Annotated in this window: 15 protein-coding genes; 6 read left to right on the forward strand and 9 right to left on the reverse strand. The window is 63.5% G+C overall.

Going from position 1 to position 15,529, the window contains the following annotated elements; all coding sequences use genetic code 11:
- Genes hemF through clpS form a run of 4 tightly spaced genes read right to left on the reverse strand, consistent with a single transcriptional unit; the run spans window position 1 to window position 3,114 of the window.
- Window positions 1–882 (reverse strand): oxygen-dependent coproporphyrinogen oxidase, encoded by an 882-nt coding sequence (hemF, locus tag ANTHELSMS3_RS07800; protein ID WP_094034377.1) that lies wholly within the window; start codon window positions 880–882, stop codon window positions 1–3.
- Between the two features lie 39 nt (window positions 883–921).
- Window positions 922–1,722, reverse strand: a complete 801-nt coding sequence (locus tag ANTHELSMS3_RS07805; RefSeq protein ID WP_094034378.1) for an SDR family NAD(P)-dependent oxidoreductase — start codon at window positions 1,720–1,722, stop codon at window positions 922–924.
- Between the two features lie 39 nt (window positions 1,723–1,761).
- Window positions 1,762–2,751 carry a class I SAM-dependent methyltransferase gene (locus ANTHELSMS3_RS07810; RefSeq protein ID WP_094034379.1) on the reverse strand — a complete coding sequence of 330 codons (990 nt, stop codon included), beginning with the start codon at window positions 2,749–2,751 and terminating at the stop codon, window positions 1,762–1,764.
- 21 nt (window positions 2,752–2,772) lie between these two features.
- A complete protein-coding gene (clpS, locus tag ANTHELSMS3_RS07815; protein ID WP_198319903.1) occupies window positions 2,773–3,114 on the reverse strand; it encodes an ATP-dependent Clp protease adapter ClpS in 342 nt (113 codons plus the stop codon).
- Between the two features lie 107 nt (window positions 3,115–3,221).
- Here clpS and ANTHELSMS3_RS07820 point away from each other — a divergent pair, with 107 nt between their 5' ends.
- A complete protein-coding gene (locus ANTHELSMS3_RS07820; protein WP_094034381.1) occupies window positions 3,222–3,920 on the forward strand; it encodes an HAD family hydrolase in 699 nt (232 codons plus the stop codon).
- Window positions 3,921–4,237: 317 nt separating this feature from the next.
- Window positions 4,238–5,704, forward strand: coding sequence for a D-alanyl-D-alanine carboxypeptidase family protein (locus ANTHELSMS3_RS07825; protein ID WP_094034382.1), 1,467 nt, complete (start codon window positions 4,238–4,240; stop codon window positions 5,702–5,704).
- Window positions 5,705–5,785: 81 nt separating this feature from the next.
- On the opposite strand, the gene ANTHELSMS3_RS07830 is transcribed toward ANTHELSMS3_RS07825, so the two are convergent.
- Both ANTHELSMS3_RS07830 and rpsU read right to left on the reverse strand, forming a co-directional pair.
- Window positions 5,786–7,528, reverse strand: a complete 1,743-nt coding sequence (locus ANTHELSMS3_RS07830; RefSeq protein ID WP_094034383.1) for an alpha/beta hydrolase — start codon at window positions 7,526–7,528, stop codon at window positions 5,786–5,788.
- A 189-nt stretch (window positions 7,529–7,717) separates the two neighbouring features.
- Complete coding sequence (rpsU, locus tag ANTHELSMS3_RS07835) at window positions 7,718–7,924, reverse strand: 30S ribosomal protein S21 (RefSeq protein ID WP_008207378.1); 207 nt, start codon at window positions 7,922–7,924, stop codon at window positions 7,718–7,720.
- A gap of 115 nt (window positions 7,925–8,039) precedes the next feature.
- Here rpsU and ANTHELSMS3_RS07840 point away from each other — a divergent pair, with 115 nt between their 5' ends.
- Together ANTHELSMS3_RS07840 and ANTHELSMS3_RS07845 are read left to right on the forward strand one after the other, a co-directional pair.
- On the forward strand, window positions 8,040–8,717 hold the full coding sequence (locus ANTHELSMS3_RS07840; RefSeq protein ID WP_094036997.1) for a COQ9 family protein: 678 nt from the start codon (window positions 8,040–8,042) through the stop codon (window positions 8,715–8,717).
- A gap of 91 nt (window positions 8,718–8,808) precedes the next feature.
- Window positions 8,809–9,795, forward strand: coding sequence for an NAD(P)H-quinone oxidoreductase (locus ANTHELSMS3_RS07845; protein WP_094034384.1), 987 nt, complete (start codon window positions 8,809–8,811; stop codon window positions 9,793–9,795).
- Between the two features lie 102 nt (window positions 9,796–9,897).
- Here ANTHELSMS3_RS07845 and ANTHELSMS3_RS07850 read toward each other — a convergent pair whose 3' ends face one another.
- Both ANTHELSMS3_RS07850 and hemC read right to left on the reverse strand, forming a co-directional pair.
- Complete coding sequence (locus tag ANTHELSMS3_RS07850) at window positions 9,898–10,752, reverse strand: DUF2189 domain-containing protein (RefSeq protein ID WP_094034385.1); 855 nt, start codon at window positions 10,750–10,752, stop codon at window positions 9,898–9,900.
- A 145-nt stretch (window positions 10,753–10,897) separates the two neighbouring features.
- A complete protein-coding gene (hemC, locus tag ANTHELSMS3_RS07855; protein ID WP_198319904.1) occupies window positions 10,898–11,848 on the reverse strand; it encodes a hydroxymethylbilane synthase in 951 nt (316 codons plus the stop codon).
- Window positions 11,849–12,003: 155 nt separating this feature from the next.
- Here hemC and hemE point away from each other — a divergent pair, with 155 nt between their 5' ends.
- A complete protein-coding gene (gene hemE / locus ANTHELSMS3_RS07860; RefSeq protein WP_094034387.1) occupies window positions 12,004–13,032 on the forward strand; it encodes a uroporphyrinogen decarboxylase in 1,029 nt (342 codons plus the stop codon).
- Window positions 13,033–13,037: 5 nt separating this feature from the next.
- Here hemE and ANTHELSMS3_RS07865 read toward each other — a convergent pair whose 3' ends face one another.
- Window positions 13,038–14,099, reverse strand: coding sequence for a YeeE/YedE family protein (locus ANTHELSMS3_RS07865; protein ID WP_094034388.1), 1,062 nt, complete (start codon window positions 14,097–14,099; stop codon window positions 13,038–13,040).
- A 196-nt stretch (window positions 14,100–14,295) separates the two neighbouring features.
- On the opposite strand from ANTHELSMS3_RS07865, the gene ANTHELSMS3_RS07870 reads away from it, so the two are divergent.
- A complete protein-coding gene (locus tag ANTHELSMS3_RS07870; RefSeq protein WP_094034389.1) occupies window positions 14,296–15,528 on the forward strand; it encodes an MFS transporter in 1,233 nt (410 codons plus the stop codon).
- Window position 15,529: the final 1 nt, after the last annotated feature.

A 15,529-nucleotide genomic window follows, 5' to 3' on the forward strand; every position in this document is an offset into this window, starting at 1 on the left:
CTAGACCCACTTGGCCAGCGGCGGCAGGCTCATCAGCACGGCGTTTGCGTCGTGGCCTGTCGCCAGTCCGAACTTGGTGCCCCGGTCGTAGACAAGGTTGTATTCCGCATAAAGGCCGCGATGGACCAGTTGCGTGTCCTTGTCCGCCTCCGTGAACTCTTGCACGCGGCGTTTTTCCACCAAGGGCAGATAGGCGGGCAGAAAGGCGCGGCCGATGTCCTGGGTCAGGGCGAAATCCGCCTCCCAGTCGCCGGTGTTGCGGTCATCCATAAAGATGCCGCCGACGCCGCGTGCGCGGTGGCGGTGGGGGATGTAGAAATACTCATCAGCCCATGCTTTTAGTTCCGGGTAGAGCGTGTGCCCATGCGGGTCCAGATGCGCCTTTTGGGTGGCGTGGAAATGCGCGGTGTCGTCGTCGTATTCGATGCAGGGGTTCAGGTCCGATCCGCCGCCGAACCACCACGCGCCGGGCGTCCAGAACATGCGGGTGTTCATGTGGACGGCAGGGGCGTGCGGGTTCTGCATATGTGCCACAAGGCTGATGCCCGAGGCCCAGAAGCGCGGATCCGCCTCGATCCCCGGAACGCCGCGCGCGGCCATCGCCTTTTGCGCGGCCTCGCCCAGCGTGCCGTAAACGGTGGAGACGTTGACGCCGACCTTTTCGAACACGCGGCCCCCGCGCATGACGCTCATCAAACCGCCGCCCGCATCCGATCCGTCGTCCGAGGCGCGTTTGGTTTCGGTGACGTCGAAGCGGCCCGGTGTTTCGTCGGCAAAGGGGCCCGTGGCGTGGCTGTCCTCTATCGCCTCAAAGGCGGCGACGATGTCGTCGCGCAACTGACGGAACCAGTCGCTTGCGCGGGTCTTTTCGGCGTCCATCATGCGGTGTCCTCCGGTTTCGCGATGTCATGTGAGGGGGCGTTAGTGGGCGGGGGCGGCCACCGGGTCCAGCAGGGTGCGCCCGCCATCGACGGTCATGATCTGTCCAGTGATAAAGCCTGCGCCCTCACAAGACAGGAACTGGACCGCATCGGCCAGTTCGCGAGGGGCGGCGATGCGGCCCAGCGGCGTGTGCTCTTCGATGTCAGCGCGGTAGCTTTTGTGCTCGCGCAGCGTGTCCTTGAGGCTGGACGACATGACAGAGCCAAAGGCAACGGCGTTGACGCGGATGCGGCGTGGCGCAAGTGCGACGGCCATCGAGCGGGTCATCTGGTCCAGCGCGGCACAGGACACGGAATAGCCCAGCAGTTCCGGGTGGGTGCGGCGCGCGGCGATGGACGACAGGTTGACGATCGCGCCGACTTGCCCCTCTTCCTGTCCTTCGGCCTGCTTGATCATGCGGCGCGCCACCAGTTGTGTCATGCGATACGACGTCGTCAGGTTTTGTGTCAGCAGTTGTTCGACAGTGTCGTCCTCAAGATCCAGCGGGTCAGAGGTCAGCAATTGCCGCGATCCGTTGATCAGAATGTCGACCCGGTCAAAGGCGTCCAGCGTGGCGGAGAGCAGGTTGGCCATGGTCAGCCGCTCGCGCAGGTCACCAGCGAAATAGCGGAGTGTGCTGTCGTCCGAGGTGTCGCCGCATTCCTTTATCAGCTGCGGCTCGTCCATGTCGGCCAGCATCACGTTTGCACCCTTGTTGGCAAAGTGCCGGGCGATGGCCAGTCCGACGCCATTGGCGGCACCGGTGACAATCGCGGTCTTGCCTTGGATGGAAAAACTCATGTGGGCCTCGTTGGGGTTGTCCGGCCACGTTAGCCGGGTTCAGCGCCGCTGTCGCGTCGGTCTGACGGCGTGAAGGATCTTGAAACGGGTGTCGCCGCCGATCTCAGTGGTTTCGCGGAACGCCTCTGCGAGGGCAGTCTCATAAGGCAGGTGGCGATTGGCCACAAGCCAGAGCCGTCCATGCGGGGCCAGCATCCGCGCGGCGGCGGTGACAAAGGCGCGACCGATTTGCGGGTCGGCCTTGCGGCCCTGATGAAAGGGCGGGTTCATGATGACGCCGTCCAGCGCGCTGGGTGGCGTCCATTCAGTGGCATCGGCCCAGTGAAATACGGCGCGCGGGTCGGTGACATTCACGCGGGCGCAGTCCAGCGCGGTCTTGTCCGCCTCGACCAGATGCAGTTCGGAGAGGCCTGGACGGGTCAGCGCCTGTTTTGACAGCCAGCCCCAGCCCGCGCCCAGATCGGCAAAGCGGCCCTTGAGGGTGTCGGGCAACGCAGCGGCCAGCGCCTGTGAGGCGGGGTCCGGCCCGTCTGCGGAAAAGACGCCCGGTGCAGTCAGATCGCCCGAAGGCAGGTGCGCAGGGGCGTGACGCCAGTCGGATAGATCGGCACCGCCCTGAAACCACAGGCATTTGCCATGCGCCTTGGACACCTGCCCCAGAAGGGGCAGGCGGGCGCGCAGGGCCTTGGCGATGGATTCGATCCCGTCCGTCTTGGCCCCATCGACAATGACCAGCCCGTCCGGCGTCAGTGCGCAGGCCTCTGCGATGCGGAGTTCGGCCAGATTGCGGGCGCGTGGCAGGGTGACGATGGCGGTGGCGTAGGGGCCAACAGGATCGGTCCGGGTGGCAACGCCGCGACGCAACCACGCGGCATGATCGGGGAAAAACCCTTGGACCACCTCGACGCGCGACGGATCAAACGCATCAAGGACGGCATCCCCCGGCGCGCCGAACAGGGCAATGGTCCCGCTGTCCGGCAGGACAAGGCCGCCGGTGGCAAGGGCGTAGGAGAGGCGATCTGCTGACATGGGGCGGAACGGCGCGGGCGCCTATTCCTTCTCCATCGTGCATTGCAGGGGGTGCTGGTGACGGCGGGCGAAATCCATCACCTGTCCCACCTTGGTCTCTGCAATTTCATGGCTGAAGACACCCACCACGGCGACGCCCTTCTTGTGCACGGTCAACATGACCTCAAACGCTTGCGCGTGGGTCATGCCGAAAAAGCGTTCCAGCACATGAACGACAAATTCCATCGGCGTGTAATCGTCATTCAGCAGCAGCACCTTGTACAGCGGCGGGCGTTTGGTCTTGGGCTTGGTCTGGACAGCCACGCCGACATCGCCCTCGCCGTCATCGGGCGGGGTGTCCGTCATCATGAACGTCCGTTTCATGTGGGCGTCTGTCATCGAACCGTTCGCGCATTGGGTTTCCAGGTACGGTCCCTTTATATAGGCTAAGGCGTGTTGCCGAAAAGGGGGCCGTTGGGGCTGAATACAGGATGGCGGGAAAACTGCAAACAATCGGATTCGATGCCGACGACACCCTGTGGCACAACGAACGCTTTTTCGTGCTGACTCAGGACCGTTTCGCGGATCTGCTGCGAGACTACGCAGAACGCGATCATCTGGCCGACCGGCTGATCGAATCGGAGCGGCGCAACATCGGCCACTATGGATTCGGCGTAAAAGGCTTTGTCCTGTCGATGATCGAGACCGCCATCGAGGTGACAGAGGAGCGCGTGCCAGCCTCTGTCATCTCTGAGTTGATGGAGGCAGGGCGCGAGATGCTGGCCCATCCGATCGAATTGCTGCCCCATGCCCGTGAGACGGTCGAGACGGTGGCGGGCACGCATCGTGTGGTTCTGATCACCAAGGGCGACCTGCTGCATCAGGAACGCAAACTGGCGCAATCGGGGCTGGGCGAGCTGTTTGACGCGGTCGAGATCGTGTCGGACAAGCAGCCGGACACCTATGCGCGCATCTTTGCTGCCTCGCCCGGCGGCGCGAGTGCGGCGATGATGGTCGGCAATTCGATGAAATCCGATGTGGTTCCGGCCATCGCGGCGGGTGCATGGGGCGTACATGTGCCGCATGATCTGGCCTGGGCGCTGGAGCACGCCGACGCCCCTGAAACGCCGCGCTTTCGCACAGTTGTGGATCTGGGTGACCTGCCTGACCTTGTGGCTGAAATCGGCTGATCCCGCGGCGCGCCCGAGTCGCCACATTCCTGCCTTAATTCGCCACAATCCCGCCGCATTGGACGGTCTAGGGGGCGGATCAAGCGGGATCGCAACATGTAGACACATGCCTGCGATAAAACCATTCAAAATCAGTATATTGCCGACTTCTCTTGAAGTCGTTCTCATGTTAGCATGAACTTAACCACGGTGCTGGCAGAGTCGCATCGGGACAAAGAAAAGAACCCCAACCGAAAAATCGGGGGGACGAGGCAGAAAGGCAGTGAATCGTGACGGGACGTCGCAGGACTCCGGGCCAGTTTGGCCCGCTCATCTTCATGTTTGTTTGGCTGTTGGTACTCGTGCCCCTCAGCGTGGCCGCCGCACCCTATGCGGCCATGGTGATGGACGCGCGCAACGGTAAGGTTCTGCATGCACAGAACGCCGACACCCGGCTGCATCCGGCCTCGCTGACCAAAATGATGACGCTCTATGTCGTCTTCGAAGCGGTGCAGAACGGTGAAATCACCATGGACACGTTGGTCACCGTCTCGCGCAAGGCCGCCGCCGAAGAGCCGTCGAAACTGGGTCTGCGGGCGGGGCAGAAGATCAAGTTGCGTTATCTTGTTCGGGCGGCGGCGGTGAAATCCGCCAATGACGCCGCAACCGCCATGGCCGAAGCCATCGAAGGGTCCGAAGCAGCCTTTGCCCGCCGGATGAACCGCACGGCACAGGCCATGGGCATGACTCGCACCACCTTCAAGAACGCGCATGGACTGACCGAAAGCGGGCATTTGTCCACGGCGCGCGACATGACGATCCTTGGTCGGCATGTGATCTATGACTATCCGCAGTATTATAATTTGTTCTCACGCAAGACGGCGGATGCGGGGGTGCGGCAGGTGTCGCACACCAATACGCGGCTGCTGAATTCCTACAAAGGCGCGGACGGGATCAAGACCGGTTATACCCGCGCCGCGGGGTTCAACCTTGTGGCTTCGGCGGAGCGCGGCAAGGAACGCGTTATCGCCACGGTCTTTGGCGGTCGGTCGACGGCCTCGCGCAATGCGCGGGTCGAAGAACTCTTGGACCTCGGGTTCAAGAAGTCTCCGGCTTGGGCCAACCTACGCGCGCCCAAGGCTCCGCCCTATCTGGGCAAGGGGGCAGGCGCGGTCGTCGTGGCCAAGACGTCGGACCCGATGCCCGGAACGCGGGCTAAGTCGATCCGTGTCGCGTCGGCGGCGGTGACGCGCAGTCTGCGACCGCAGGCCCGCCCGGGCAGCGTGGTCACGCCCGGCATGGTGGCCCCGATTGTGGCATCGGTGGGCAAGGAGATCGAACGGGAGCTACAAGAGATCGCCATGGTCTCGGACACGGCGCCAAGCCCGATCCCAAGCCCTGCGCCAGATCCATCGCCAGAGGCTGTGGTGGTCAGTGCTGTCGCGCCAACGGCCTCGGTCAAGCCGGTCCAGCGGCCTACAGGCGTGGCCGCGGCGACCCTGACGTTCAAGGATACCCCGACACCGGCGCGCAAGGCAGAGGTGGTGACCCGCCTGTCGACCTCGGGCGGGCGGCATTGGGGCATCAACGTGGGCCGCTATCCCAGCGAATTTGCTGCGCAAAAGATCCTGTTGCAGACCGCGCTTGCCGAAACGGCGTCGCTGGATGGTGCGTCGCGCAAGGTGGTGCGGGGCAAGACGGGTTTTGACGCCAACTTTATGGGCATGACCCGGGACAGCGCCGAACTGGCCTGTCGTCGGCTTCAGGCGCGTCAGATCACCTGTTTCATGGTAGGGCCGGGCTAAGTCTCTGTCTGATGCATGGTTTCAAACAACACGGGCCCGCCTTCTTCCAAAGGCGGGCCCGGTTTTTTGTGGGGCTCGGTGTCAGCGAATGGCCAGCAGAATGCGTTCCAGCACGCTCATGACACGATCCACCCGGGTCTGATCCGTCAGCAGATCAAACACCAGCAAACGGATCTCATCGCTGGTGCGCAGATGTTTGGCCTGCGCGTTCGAGATCACCCCGATGAGGTCGTTCGACGGGCAGACGCCCTCGCGGTATTCCCAGACGGTGCCGTTGCGGGCCTCACGCGCCTGCAGGCCGCAGCGCCGTTCGGGCGGGACGTCCTGCCAGAACAGGGTCATGATATCGACCAGCGCGGAGCTGTCGTTGGAGAAATAGTTGTGCGCCAGCATGTCGTCGCCCAGCGACGACATGTCGATGCTGTCGAGGGCAGGGTGCGTCAGCAGGATGTCGCCGCCCAGACCCGCACGCGGGGCAGAGCCGTGCAGCTTGCCCGACGACACCAGCGCCCAATCGGTCGAAGAAGCATAAAGCGTCATGCGCTGCGCCAAGGGGGCAAAGGTGCCCGCCATCTCGCTGAACAGATCGGCGTCGACGTCGGGCGCTGCAAACATCACCTGATCCAGGATCGGCGCGTCGCCGGGGCGCGCATCGCGCTTCAGCGCCATGATCTCCAGCGCATCGGTCAGAGCGCGGTTGCCCATGGAATGCGCCACCACGTTGATCGACCGCGCTCCGGACCGCAGCACCAGATCCTCCATGAAGCGGGCCAGACGGCGCCCGGACAGACGCACCACCGCCGCATCGGCGTTGTAGCCGATGGTTGTATCGCGCGAAGGCCATGAAAACAGCACCGGCACCGTGTCATTGCCCATGTCATGCACCATCTGCGCCGTGCGCTGGGCGGCATATTCAAAGCTGGTGTTGTAGCCGTGAATGAACAGCAAGAGATCACGCTGATCCTCTTCGGCAAATTCGTCCTGCAACTTGCCAAAGAAGCTGTCGGGGTCCACCGGCTCGACCGATTTCAGCAAAACGTGCTTGGACGGAGTGGCACGAAATTCCAGCCGCCAGATCGACGGCTTTTCAACCCGGCCGGCAACATGGCTGTCGGGAATGGTCACCGTGGCAATGCCCAATTCCAGGCGGTCGCCCCGTTCGCCGCCATAAAAGCGGGCGGGATGGGTTGCCCCTGTGCGGGCGCGATCGGTGGCATAAAAGACGTCAACCGCGTGAAACCCGCCATCGTCGGTGCCAAAAGCGGTTTCCAGCGATGGGCTGCCGAGCGCCTTTAGCATGGCGCGCGCGTTTTCAGCGGCCTCTGCATCGCCCAGAAGGTCGGCCAGCCGCACCAGTTCCTTGTAAAGGTCGATTAGCGCGTCGTCGCTGCGGCCAGTTTCCTGTTCGGCCGTAATCGCGGCCTCGATCATGGTGCGGGCCGAGGCCAGCGCGCTTTGCGCCTCATAGATCTGGGCGGCCTTGAGATAGGCGGGCACCGGGTCCTCACCCAATTCGGTCCGGGCAAAGGCGCGGGTTCGCGCCAGATCGGCCCACGCGTCGCTGGCCTGAACATAGCCCAGCCCGTCCAGCAGGTCGGCGCGCAATTGCATGAGATCGACAAGAATGCGCATTTGTGGTGGCGTGCCCAACACCAGCGGGTCGCGCATGGCGATGTCGACCTGTTGCAGCGCCTGAAACGGATCACTGCCGGCCAGTGTGTCAAGTGCGACAACCCGGCTGATGTCCTGTGCCCGACCGGGCACCGGTATTACCGCCACGCAGGCGCAGATCGTGAAAAGGATGGATCGAGCCAGCAATGTCATTGTTCCCTCGCAATATGGGGGTTCGTCTTGGTGTCGAGTATGCGGCGTCGTGGGAGCTTAACAAAGTGGGGAATTCCGGGGCTTGTCGCGACGCCCGTCTCCTATGCCCCACAAAAGCGGTCCCGCAAACGAAAAACCCCCGCGGGCGGGCCGCAGGGGTTCGTATCTGACTAAAAGCGTTCGGTACGCTTACAGCATGCCTTCGCGCTGGGCCTTTTTACGAGCCAGCTTGCGGGCGCGGCGGATTGCCTCGGCCTTTTCACGGGCTTTCTTTTCGGACGGCTTCTCGAAATGTTGCTTAAGCTTCATTTCGCGGAACACGCCTTCGCGCTGCAGCTTTTTCTTCAGAGCGCGGAGCGCCTGATCGACATTGTTGTCACGAACACTGACCTGCATGTGGTTTTCACCACCTTTCTAGATTTGAGTTGCAAGGGAATTTGCAGGAGGTGGCCATATAGCAAGCACCGTTCTATTTGTCTAGGGTGTAGACGGAACATGAAGGATGCCCCCGATGCCCGATATCACCGACAGGATTCTGGACGCCGCGCTGCTGCATGTGCCTTTTGACGGCTGGTCAGAGCCCAGCTTTCGCGCCGCCGTGGCCGACGCTGATGTCGACCCGGTGGTGGCGCAGGGGCTTTTCCCGCGCGGGGCCGTCGATCTGGCGGTGGCCTATCACAAACGGGGTGACGCGGACATGTTGCGCCGAATCGCGGGCGCGGACCTTGCAGAGATGCGGTTTCGGGATCGCGTTGTCTTTGCCGTGCGCGCCCGGATCGAGGCTGCGGAGGATCGCGAGGCGGTGCGCCGGGGTACAACGTTGTTTGCGTTGCCGCCCTATGCGCCGGATGGCGCGCGGCTGATCTGGGGGACGGCGGATGCGATCTGGACCGCGCTGGGCGACACATCGCGGGATTTTAACTGGTACACCAAGCGAGCGACGCTGTCGGCGGTCTATTCCTCGACGGTGCTGTACTGGCTGGGGGACGATTCGCTGGGCAATGATCCGACATGGGCCTTTTTGGATCGCCGGATCGAGGATGTGATGCGGTTCGAAAAGGTGAAGGGGCAGCTGCGCGAGAACCGCCTGTTCGGCGCTTTGACAGCGGGGCCTGCGAAGATCCTTGAACGGGTCAAGGCTCCGTCGGGTGTGGATGCGGATCTGCCCGGCGGCACGCCATCCCGCTGAACGCGCCTTTACAGCGCAGGCATCCCGGCCTGAAACCGCTTTGCCCCCTTCGCCCCGCTTGTTACCAGATTCCAAAAAGGGAGGCCTGACCATGTCCGACACCATGCGCGCCATCGAGATCACCGAGCCGGGCGGCCCGGAGGTTCTGAAACTGACAACGCGGCCCGTGCCGCAGCCCGCCGCAGGGCAGGTGGTCATCAAGGTTGCCTATGCCGGGGTCAATCGCCCCGACGCGCTGCAACGCGCGGGCAACTATGCGCCGCCGGCGGGGGCCTCTGACCTGCCGGGGCTTGAAGCCTCGGGAGAGGTGGTTGCGATGGGGGCCGGGGTGGACGGGCTATCGCTGGGCGACACGGTCTGCGCGCTGCTGCCCGGGGGCGGATACGCGGAATACGTCGCGACCCCTGCGGCGCATTGCCTGCCGGTGCCCAAGGGGATGGGGCTAAAAGAGGCCGCTTGCCTGCCCGAGACGTTCTTCACCGTCTGGTCGAACGTGTTTCAGCGCGGCGGTTTGCAGGCGGGGGAGCGTTTCCTTGTGCATGGCGGGTCCAGTGGAATCGGGACGACGGCGATCCAATTGGCCGCGCATTTCGGGGCGCGTGTCTTTGCCACCGCTGGGTCCGAGGCCAAGTGTCAGGCCTGCCGCGATCTGGGGGCAGAGCGGGCGATCAACTATCGCGAAGAAGATTTCGTCGAGGTGATGCGCGCGGCGGGCGGTGCCAACCTGATCCTCGACATGGTGGGGGGCGAGTATCTGCCGCGCAACGTCAAGGCCCTGGCCGATGACGGGCGGTTGGTGCAGATCGCGTTTTTGCAAGGGCCGAAGGTGGCGCTTAACTTTGCGCAGGTCATGATGCGGCGGCTGACGATCACCGGCAGCACCCTGCGCCCGCAAAGCGATCTGGCCAAGGCGCGCATCGCCGACGCGTTGCGCGCGCAGGTCTGGCCACTTCTGGATGCTGGGCTGGTGGCCCCAGTTATGGACAGCGCGTTCCCGTTGGATGAGGCCGCCGCTGCGCATGCGCGGATGGAAAGCTCGGGCCATATCGGGAAGATCGTTTTGAAGGTGGGCGACTAGGAAGCCTGCGCAAGGCATGCTTGCAGCATGTCAGTGGGGTATTTTGACAGAGAAGAAACTGCGGGCGCGGCGCCGGAATTTGGGTCGTGCCCTGTTGACTGGTTACACGACCGCGCGGCGATAGAGGTGCCAAGTGGCGTGGCCGAGCACCGGCAGGACGATCACCAGCCCAAGCAGGAAGGGCAGGCTGCCCAGTACCAGTCCGGCGGTCACGATCGCCCCCCATGTCAGGATCACCTTGGGGTTCTGTCGTGTCACACGGAGCGAGGTCTGTACAGCCATCGGCAGTCCCACGCTGCGGTCTAGCAGCAGCGGGAAGGACACCACGCTGGTGGCCAGTACCGTCAGGGCAAAAACGCCGCCGATGCCGCAGCCCAGAACGATCATCAGCAGTCCGGGACCCGTCATCAGGCTGTCGATGAACGCCCCGGGTGAGGCGGGCATATCCGGCCCAAGCGTTATTCCATAAAGATGCGCTGCCAGCACGAGCCAAAGGCAAAAAATCACCGCCAGGTAGAGCCCCATTACGACGATGGCGGCAAAGCGCGGCCGTTCCAGCACCTTGAGCGCGCCGAGCCAGCCGATGTCTTCGCCCTCTTCCCGGCGGCGGCTGATCTCATACACGCCGACGGCCGTGACCGGGCCGAGCAGGGCAAAGCCTGCGATCATTGGAAAGATCAGCGGTATCAGCGACAGGTGATGCGCCGAGACCGCAAGGACAAGTCCGATGATCGGATAGAGCAGGACGAGGAACATGACGTCTGTGCGGCAGGCCTGAAAGTCGCGCCAACCTGCCTCCAGCGACTCGCGCAGGTCCTCTGCGGTGAGTTCACGGATGCGCGGCGGGGCGGCGACCTCGACCCCGCCAAGGTTTTGCGTTGAACGTGCCGCGTGGCGACCGGCAAGACCAAAGGCCTGCGCCAGCCAACTGCCGGGGTTTCCAATTGTCTGTGTCATGCGTCCTCTCCTAATGGCGTGGGAAGGCGCCAACCGGACAAGGGGCCGTCGCGCGGCGACGGACGGACCGGTCAGACGCGATTGTGCGTCAAAAGGTAGCATGGTTTTGGCGTGTTGCCTATCACAGTGGTGAGAGACGCGCCGATCAGTGGGTGAAAAAACCCGGACCGCCCTGTGCCAGAAGGTCGGCAGCAAGGGAGCGGCCCATCTCTGCCCCGGTGCCGACGGGGCCGGTGATTTCGCCGGCGTAGGCCGCCGAGCCATCGGTTTTCAGGATCTCGCCACGCAGGCGCAAGGTGTCGCCGGTCTGTTCGGCCAGCGCCGCGATGGGGGTTTCGCAAGAGCCATCAAGTGCGGCGAGGAAGGCGCGTTCGGCGGCCAGCCGCAGGGCAGTGGGCGTGTCGTGGATCGCGGCCAGCATGTCTTGCGTGCGGGTATCGTCGGCGCGGCGTTCAATGCCGATGGCCCCCTGTGCCACGGCGGGAAGCATGTCGTCGGCTGAAATCGGGCTTTGCGGCACATGGCTCATGCCCAGCCGGTTCAGGCCCGCGCAGGCAAGGAAAGTGGCGCGCGCCACGCCCTCATTCAGCTTTTTCAGTCGGGTCTGCAGGTTGCCGCGAAACTCGACCACGTGCAGGTCAGGGCGGCGGTGCAGCAATTGCGCGCGGCGGCGCAGGGACGAGGTGCCGACAACCGCGCCTTGTGGCAGGTCATGCAGGCTATCCGCATCGGGACAGATAAAGGCATCGCGCACGTCTTCGCGCGGCAGGTAGCAGTCCAACACAAGACCGGCAGGCTGTTCCGTCGGCATGTCCTTCATCGAATGCACGGCGATGTCGATCCGGCCTGCCAGCATCGCCTCTTCGATCTCTTTGGTGAACAGGCCCTTGTTGCCGATCTCCTTCAGAGGGCGGTCGGCGTCGATCATGCTGCGGTCGTCGCCGGTGGTCTTGATCACCACGATTTCGAACGCGTCCATCGGCAGGCCAAAGGCGGCGGCCAGACGGTCACGGGTTTCATGGGCCTGGGCCAGTGCCAGCGGAGAGCCGCGGGTGCCGAGTTTCAGCGGGGATTGGGGTGTGGGCAGATCGGTCATGGGCAAGGGTTAGCGCGGCGGCGCGGGAAAGGAAACGGGATTTGACAGGCTTGGGATGCGTCATGCGCGCCCGGTTTGGCCGCAGGCGGGCAAGGCTGCTTGACACGGGCGGGCCTGCATTGGACCAAGACAATCGAATTTGAGGAGCGAGCCGAATGACCAAGACGATCCTGCGGGCCCTTGCGGGCGAGACACTGCCGACTCCGCCGATCTGGATGATGCGTCAGGCGGGGCGTTATCTGCCGGAGTACAAGGCGACGCGGGCCGAGGCGGGGGATTTCCTGTCGCTGTGCTACAACCCGGAGCTGGCGACAGAGGCGACCTTGCAGCCGATCCGGCGCTATGGCTTTGACGCGGCGATCCTGTTTGCCGATATCCTGCTGTTGCCGCAGGCGCTGGGCATGGACCTGTGGTTCGTGACCGGCGAGGGGCCACGCCTGTCGACAATTACCTCGGACGCGGATTTCGACAAGCTGGGTCGGGGCGAGATGATCCACGACACGCTGAACCCGATCTATCAGACGGTGCGCAACCTGTCGGGGGCGCTGCCGTCAGAGACGACGCTGATTGGCTTTGCGGGGGCGCCGTGGACGGTGGCGACCTATATGATCGCGGGGCAGGGGACCAAGGATCAGGGCCCCGCCCATGCGCTGAAGGCAGAAAACCGCGCGCTGTTCGAAAAGATCATCGACCGGCTGACCGAGGCAACGATTGATTACCTGTCAGAGCAGGTGAAGGCGGGGGCAGAGGTGGTCAAGCTGTTCGATAGCTGGGCCGGGTCGCTGACGGATGAGGATTTTGATCGTTACGCGCTGGAACCGGCGCGCATCATCACACAAGAGTTGAAGCGGCGGCATCCGGGTCTGCCGGTCATCGCCTTCCCGCGTCAGGCGGGCGACAAATACATCGGTTTCCATCAGGCGTCCGGCGCGGATTGCGTCGCGGTGGATGACAGCGTGACGCCGGAGTGGGCGGCGGAGCATGTGCAGGTGTCGGGCTGTGTGCAGGGCAACCTTGCCTCGTCACATATGGTCACGGGCGGCGATGCGTTGGTCGCGGAAACGCAGCGCGTGGTGCAGGCCTTCCGCAACGGGCCGCATATCTTCAACCTTGGTCACGGGATCACGCCGGATGCAGACCCCGAGAACGTGCAGTTGATGATTGATACCGTGCGCGGGATGTAACGCGCTCAGATGTGGGCGGGTTGTCCCCGCCCACCCAGAATGGCGTCCATGCTCATCCCGCCGATCCACATGCAGAACAGCGCCAGCCATGCGGTGCCCGCAAAGATCGACCCGCCAGAGACGCCCGCGCCGATGGCGCAACCGCCTGCCAGCATCCCGCCAAAGCCCATCAGCACCGCGCCGATCATGGCGTTGCGCATCGGTGTTGGCCCTTCAAAGCCCTGAAACTTCAACTCGCGGGTTGCGGCGGCGGCAAGGAACGACCCCAGCACCACCCCCGGCACCAATCCGATGTCGAACTCCAGTACCGAATTGCGGTCGAGGAAGAACATCAGCGTATTGGCCGAGGGTCCGGTAAAGGTCAGGCTTTCGATCTGCACCGGCCCAAACGCGACCTGACTGAGGGCATAGGTCAGGCCATAGCCCACGGCGGCGGCAAACCCGACGCCTGAGGCAAAGACAAGGCGCGCAAATCCGATCCGGTTACGGCGGCTGAGTTCCAGTGCCAGAAGGGCGATCATGAGGCCGATCACCAGCCCGGCCACTCGGGGCAGGTGGGCGGCGGCCAGCAGGTCCATGTTGCGCCCGCCGCCGGTGATCCAAAGCGCCGCCAGCTTGTCCCGAACGGGTGACAGCCAGCCGGTCAGCGACATCTGCGCCACCACCGCAAAGATCAGTCCGGACACGACAGACCGCAGGTTTCCCGTCGCCGCCAGCACCAGCAGGCGGCCCGAACAGCCGCGCGCCAGCACCATGCCCGCGCCAAACAGCAGCCCGCCAATGATCGCACCGGACCAACTGCCCGGCACCGCCATCATGCGGGCGTCGGATGTGTCGAGAAGGCCCAGCAGTTGCGCGCCCTGCACCCAGACCACGGCGGTGGAGAAGGTCAGCAACCAGACCGCCACCTTGTCCCGCATCATGCCGCGCGCGAATTCGACCGTGGCCGCGCGCAGGCAAAAGCGCGAGCGTTGTGCCGCGACGCCAAAGATCACTCCGGTGATCAGACCAAACAGCGCCGAGGTCGGGTTCTCACCGATGCGGTCGATCAGGGGAACGATATCCATCACAGCTGCTCCTTGCGCGTGTTGCGCAGCGTGATGCACCAAAGGGGCTTTGCCTTGCCTTGATGCAGATCATGGGGCGGAACGGAGTAGAACGGACGTTGCCTAGACAACGACGATTGCGGCAACGGCCCCTGTTCTGTGCGCTGATGCGGAGTAGGCGGGTCTCGCCAACCCTGAGATTTGGGCGTAATGCGAAATTATGGCTCCTGTTTCCCTGAATGACGCGCACCAGTTACCACTGTGGCGGCGTCCCGCAGCCTTGTTGACGCTTATGGCGATCGCAATGCCGCTGTCGTTCGCCACTTGGTCGGCGCTGCTCAACAACTTTGTTATCGAAGCTGCGAATTTCGATGGCAAGGACATCGGCGTACTGCACACGGTGCGCGAGATTCCCGGCTTTTTGGCCATCGGCGTGATCGCCGTGCTGTTGGTGATGCGCGAACAGGTGCTGGCGTTGGTGTCATTGGCGCTGTTGGCCGTGGCTACGGCGCTGACTGCGATGTTTCCCAGCATGGGCGGGCTGCTGTTCATCACCCTGCTCAGTTCCATCGGTTTTCACTACTACGAGACGGTGAACCAGAGCCTGCAATTGCAATGGCTGCCCAAGGATCGCGCGCCGCAGATGCTGGGCTGGCTGATTGCCGCCGGCTCTGCGGCCACGCTGATCGCCTATGGTGCCATCGTGCTGACATGGCAGGCTTGGGAGCTGTCCTATAATTTCGTCTACATGGTGTCGGGTGGGCTGACGCTGGTCATTGTCGCATTCTGCGCGCTGGCCTATCCGCAATTCGAAAGCCCCAACCCGCAGGTCAAAAAGTTCATCCTGCGCCGCCGGTACTGGCTGTATTACGCGCTGCAGTTCATGTCGGGCGCGCGGCGGCAGATCTTTGTCGTCTTTGCCGGGTTCATGATGGTCGAGCGGTTCGGGTTCGAAGTGCATGAGGTCACGGCGCTGTATCTGATCAACCTTGTCGCCAACATGGTGATCGGCCCGGTCTTTGGCCGCGCGGTGTTCAAGTTCGGGGAACGCAACACGCTGATTTTTGAATACGTCGGCCTGACTGTGGTGTTCCTGCTGTATGGCGGGATCTACTGGTTTGGATGGGGCGTGATCCTTGCCGCCACGCTGTATGTGATCGACCACCTGTTTTTCGCCATGGCGCTGGCGCTGAAAACCTACTTCCAGAAGATCGCCGATCCGGGGGATATCGCCCCCACCGCCGCCGTGGCCTTTACCATCAACCATATCGCGGCGGTCTTTCTGCCGTTTTTGCTGGGCTACCTCTGGCTGATCTCACCCGGGGCAGTGTTCGGTCTTGCCGCTGGTATGGCGCTGGTCAGTCTGGCGCTTGCGATGATGATCCCGCGCCACCCGGAACCGGGCAATGAAACAGTTTTTGGCGGGGTCATGGCGGCCCCGGCCGAGTAGG

The sequence above is a fragment of the Antarctobacter heliothermus genome, assembly GCF_002237555.1.
In the GTDB taxonomy this organism is placed as follows: Bacteria; Pseudomonadota; Alphaproteobacteria; order Rhodobacterales; family Rhodobacteraceae; genus Antarctobacter; species Antarctobacter heliothermus_B.

Bases quoted from the DNA above. Each gene is read 5' to 3' on its own strand.
- hemF (WP_094034377.1), bottom strand. From the start codon at position 882: ATGATGGACGCCGAAAAGACCCGCGCAAGCGACTGGTTCCGTCAGTTG.
- ANTHELSMS3_RS07805 (WP_094034378.1), bottom strand. From the start codon at position 1,722: ATGAGTTTTTCCATCCAAGGCAAGACCGCGATTGTCACCGGTGCCGCC.
- ANTHELSMS3_RS07810 (WP_094034379.1), bottom strand. From the start codon at position 2,751: ATGTCAGCAGATCGCCTCTCCTACGCCCTTGCCACCGGCGGCCTTGTC.
- clpS (WP_198319903.1), bottom strand. From the start codon at position 3,114: ATGAAACGGACGTTCATGATGACGGACACCCCGCCCGATGACGGCGAG.
- ANTHELSMS3_RS07820 (WP_094034381.1), top strand. From the start codon at position 3,222: ATGGCGGGAAAACTGCAAACAATCGGATTCGATGCCGACGACACCCTG.
- ANTHELSMS3_RS07825 (WP_094034382.1), top strand. From the start codon at position 4,238: ATGTTTGTTTGGCTGTTGGTACTCGTGCCCCTCAGCGTGGCCGCCGCA.
- ANTHELSMS3_RS07830 (WP_094034383.1), bottom strand. From the start codon at position 7,528: ATGACATTGCTGGCTCGATCCATCCTTTTCACGATCTGCGCCTGCGTG.
- rpsU (WP_008207378.1), bottom strand. From the start codon at position 7,924: ATGCAGGTCAGTGTTCGTGACAACAATGTCGATCAGGCGCTCCGCGCT.
- ANTHELSMS3_RS07840 (WP_094036997.1), top strand. From the start codon at position 8,040: ATGCCCGATATCACCGACAGGATTCTGGACGCCGCGCTGCTGCATGTG.
- ANTHELSMS3_RS07845 (WP_094034384.1), top strand. From the start codon at position 8,809: ATGTCCGACACCATGCGCGCCATCGAGATCACCGAGCCGGGCGGCCCG.
- ANTHELSMS3_RS07850 (WP_094034385.1), bottom strand. From the start codon at position 10,752: ATGACACAGACAATTGGAAACCCCGGCAGTTGGCTGGCGCAGGCCTTT.
- hemC (WP_198319904.1), bottom strand. From the start codon at position 11,848: ATGACCGATCTGCCCACACCCCAATCCCCGCTGAAACTCGGCACCCGC.
- hemE (WP_094034387.1), top strand. From the start codon at position 12,004: ATGACCAAGACGATCCTGCGGGCCCTTGCGGGCGAGACACTGCCGACT.
- ANTHELSMS3_RS07865 (WP_094034388.1), bottom strand. From the start codon at position 14,099: ATGGATATCGTTCCCCTGATCGACCGCATCGGTGAGAACCCGACCTCG.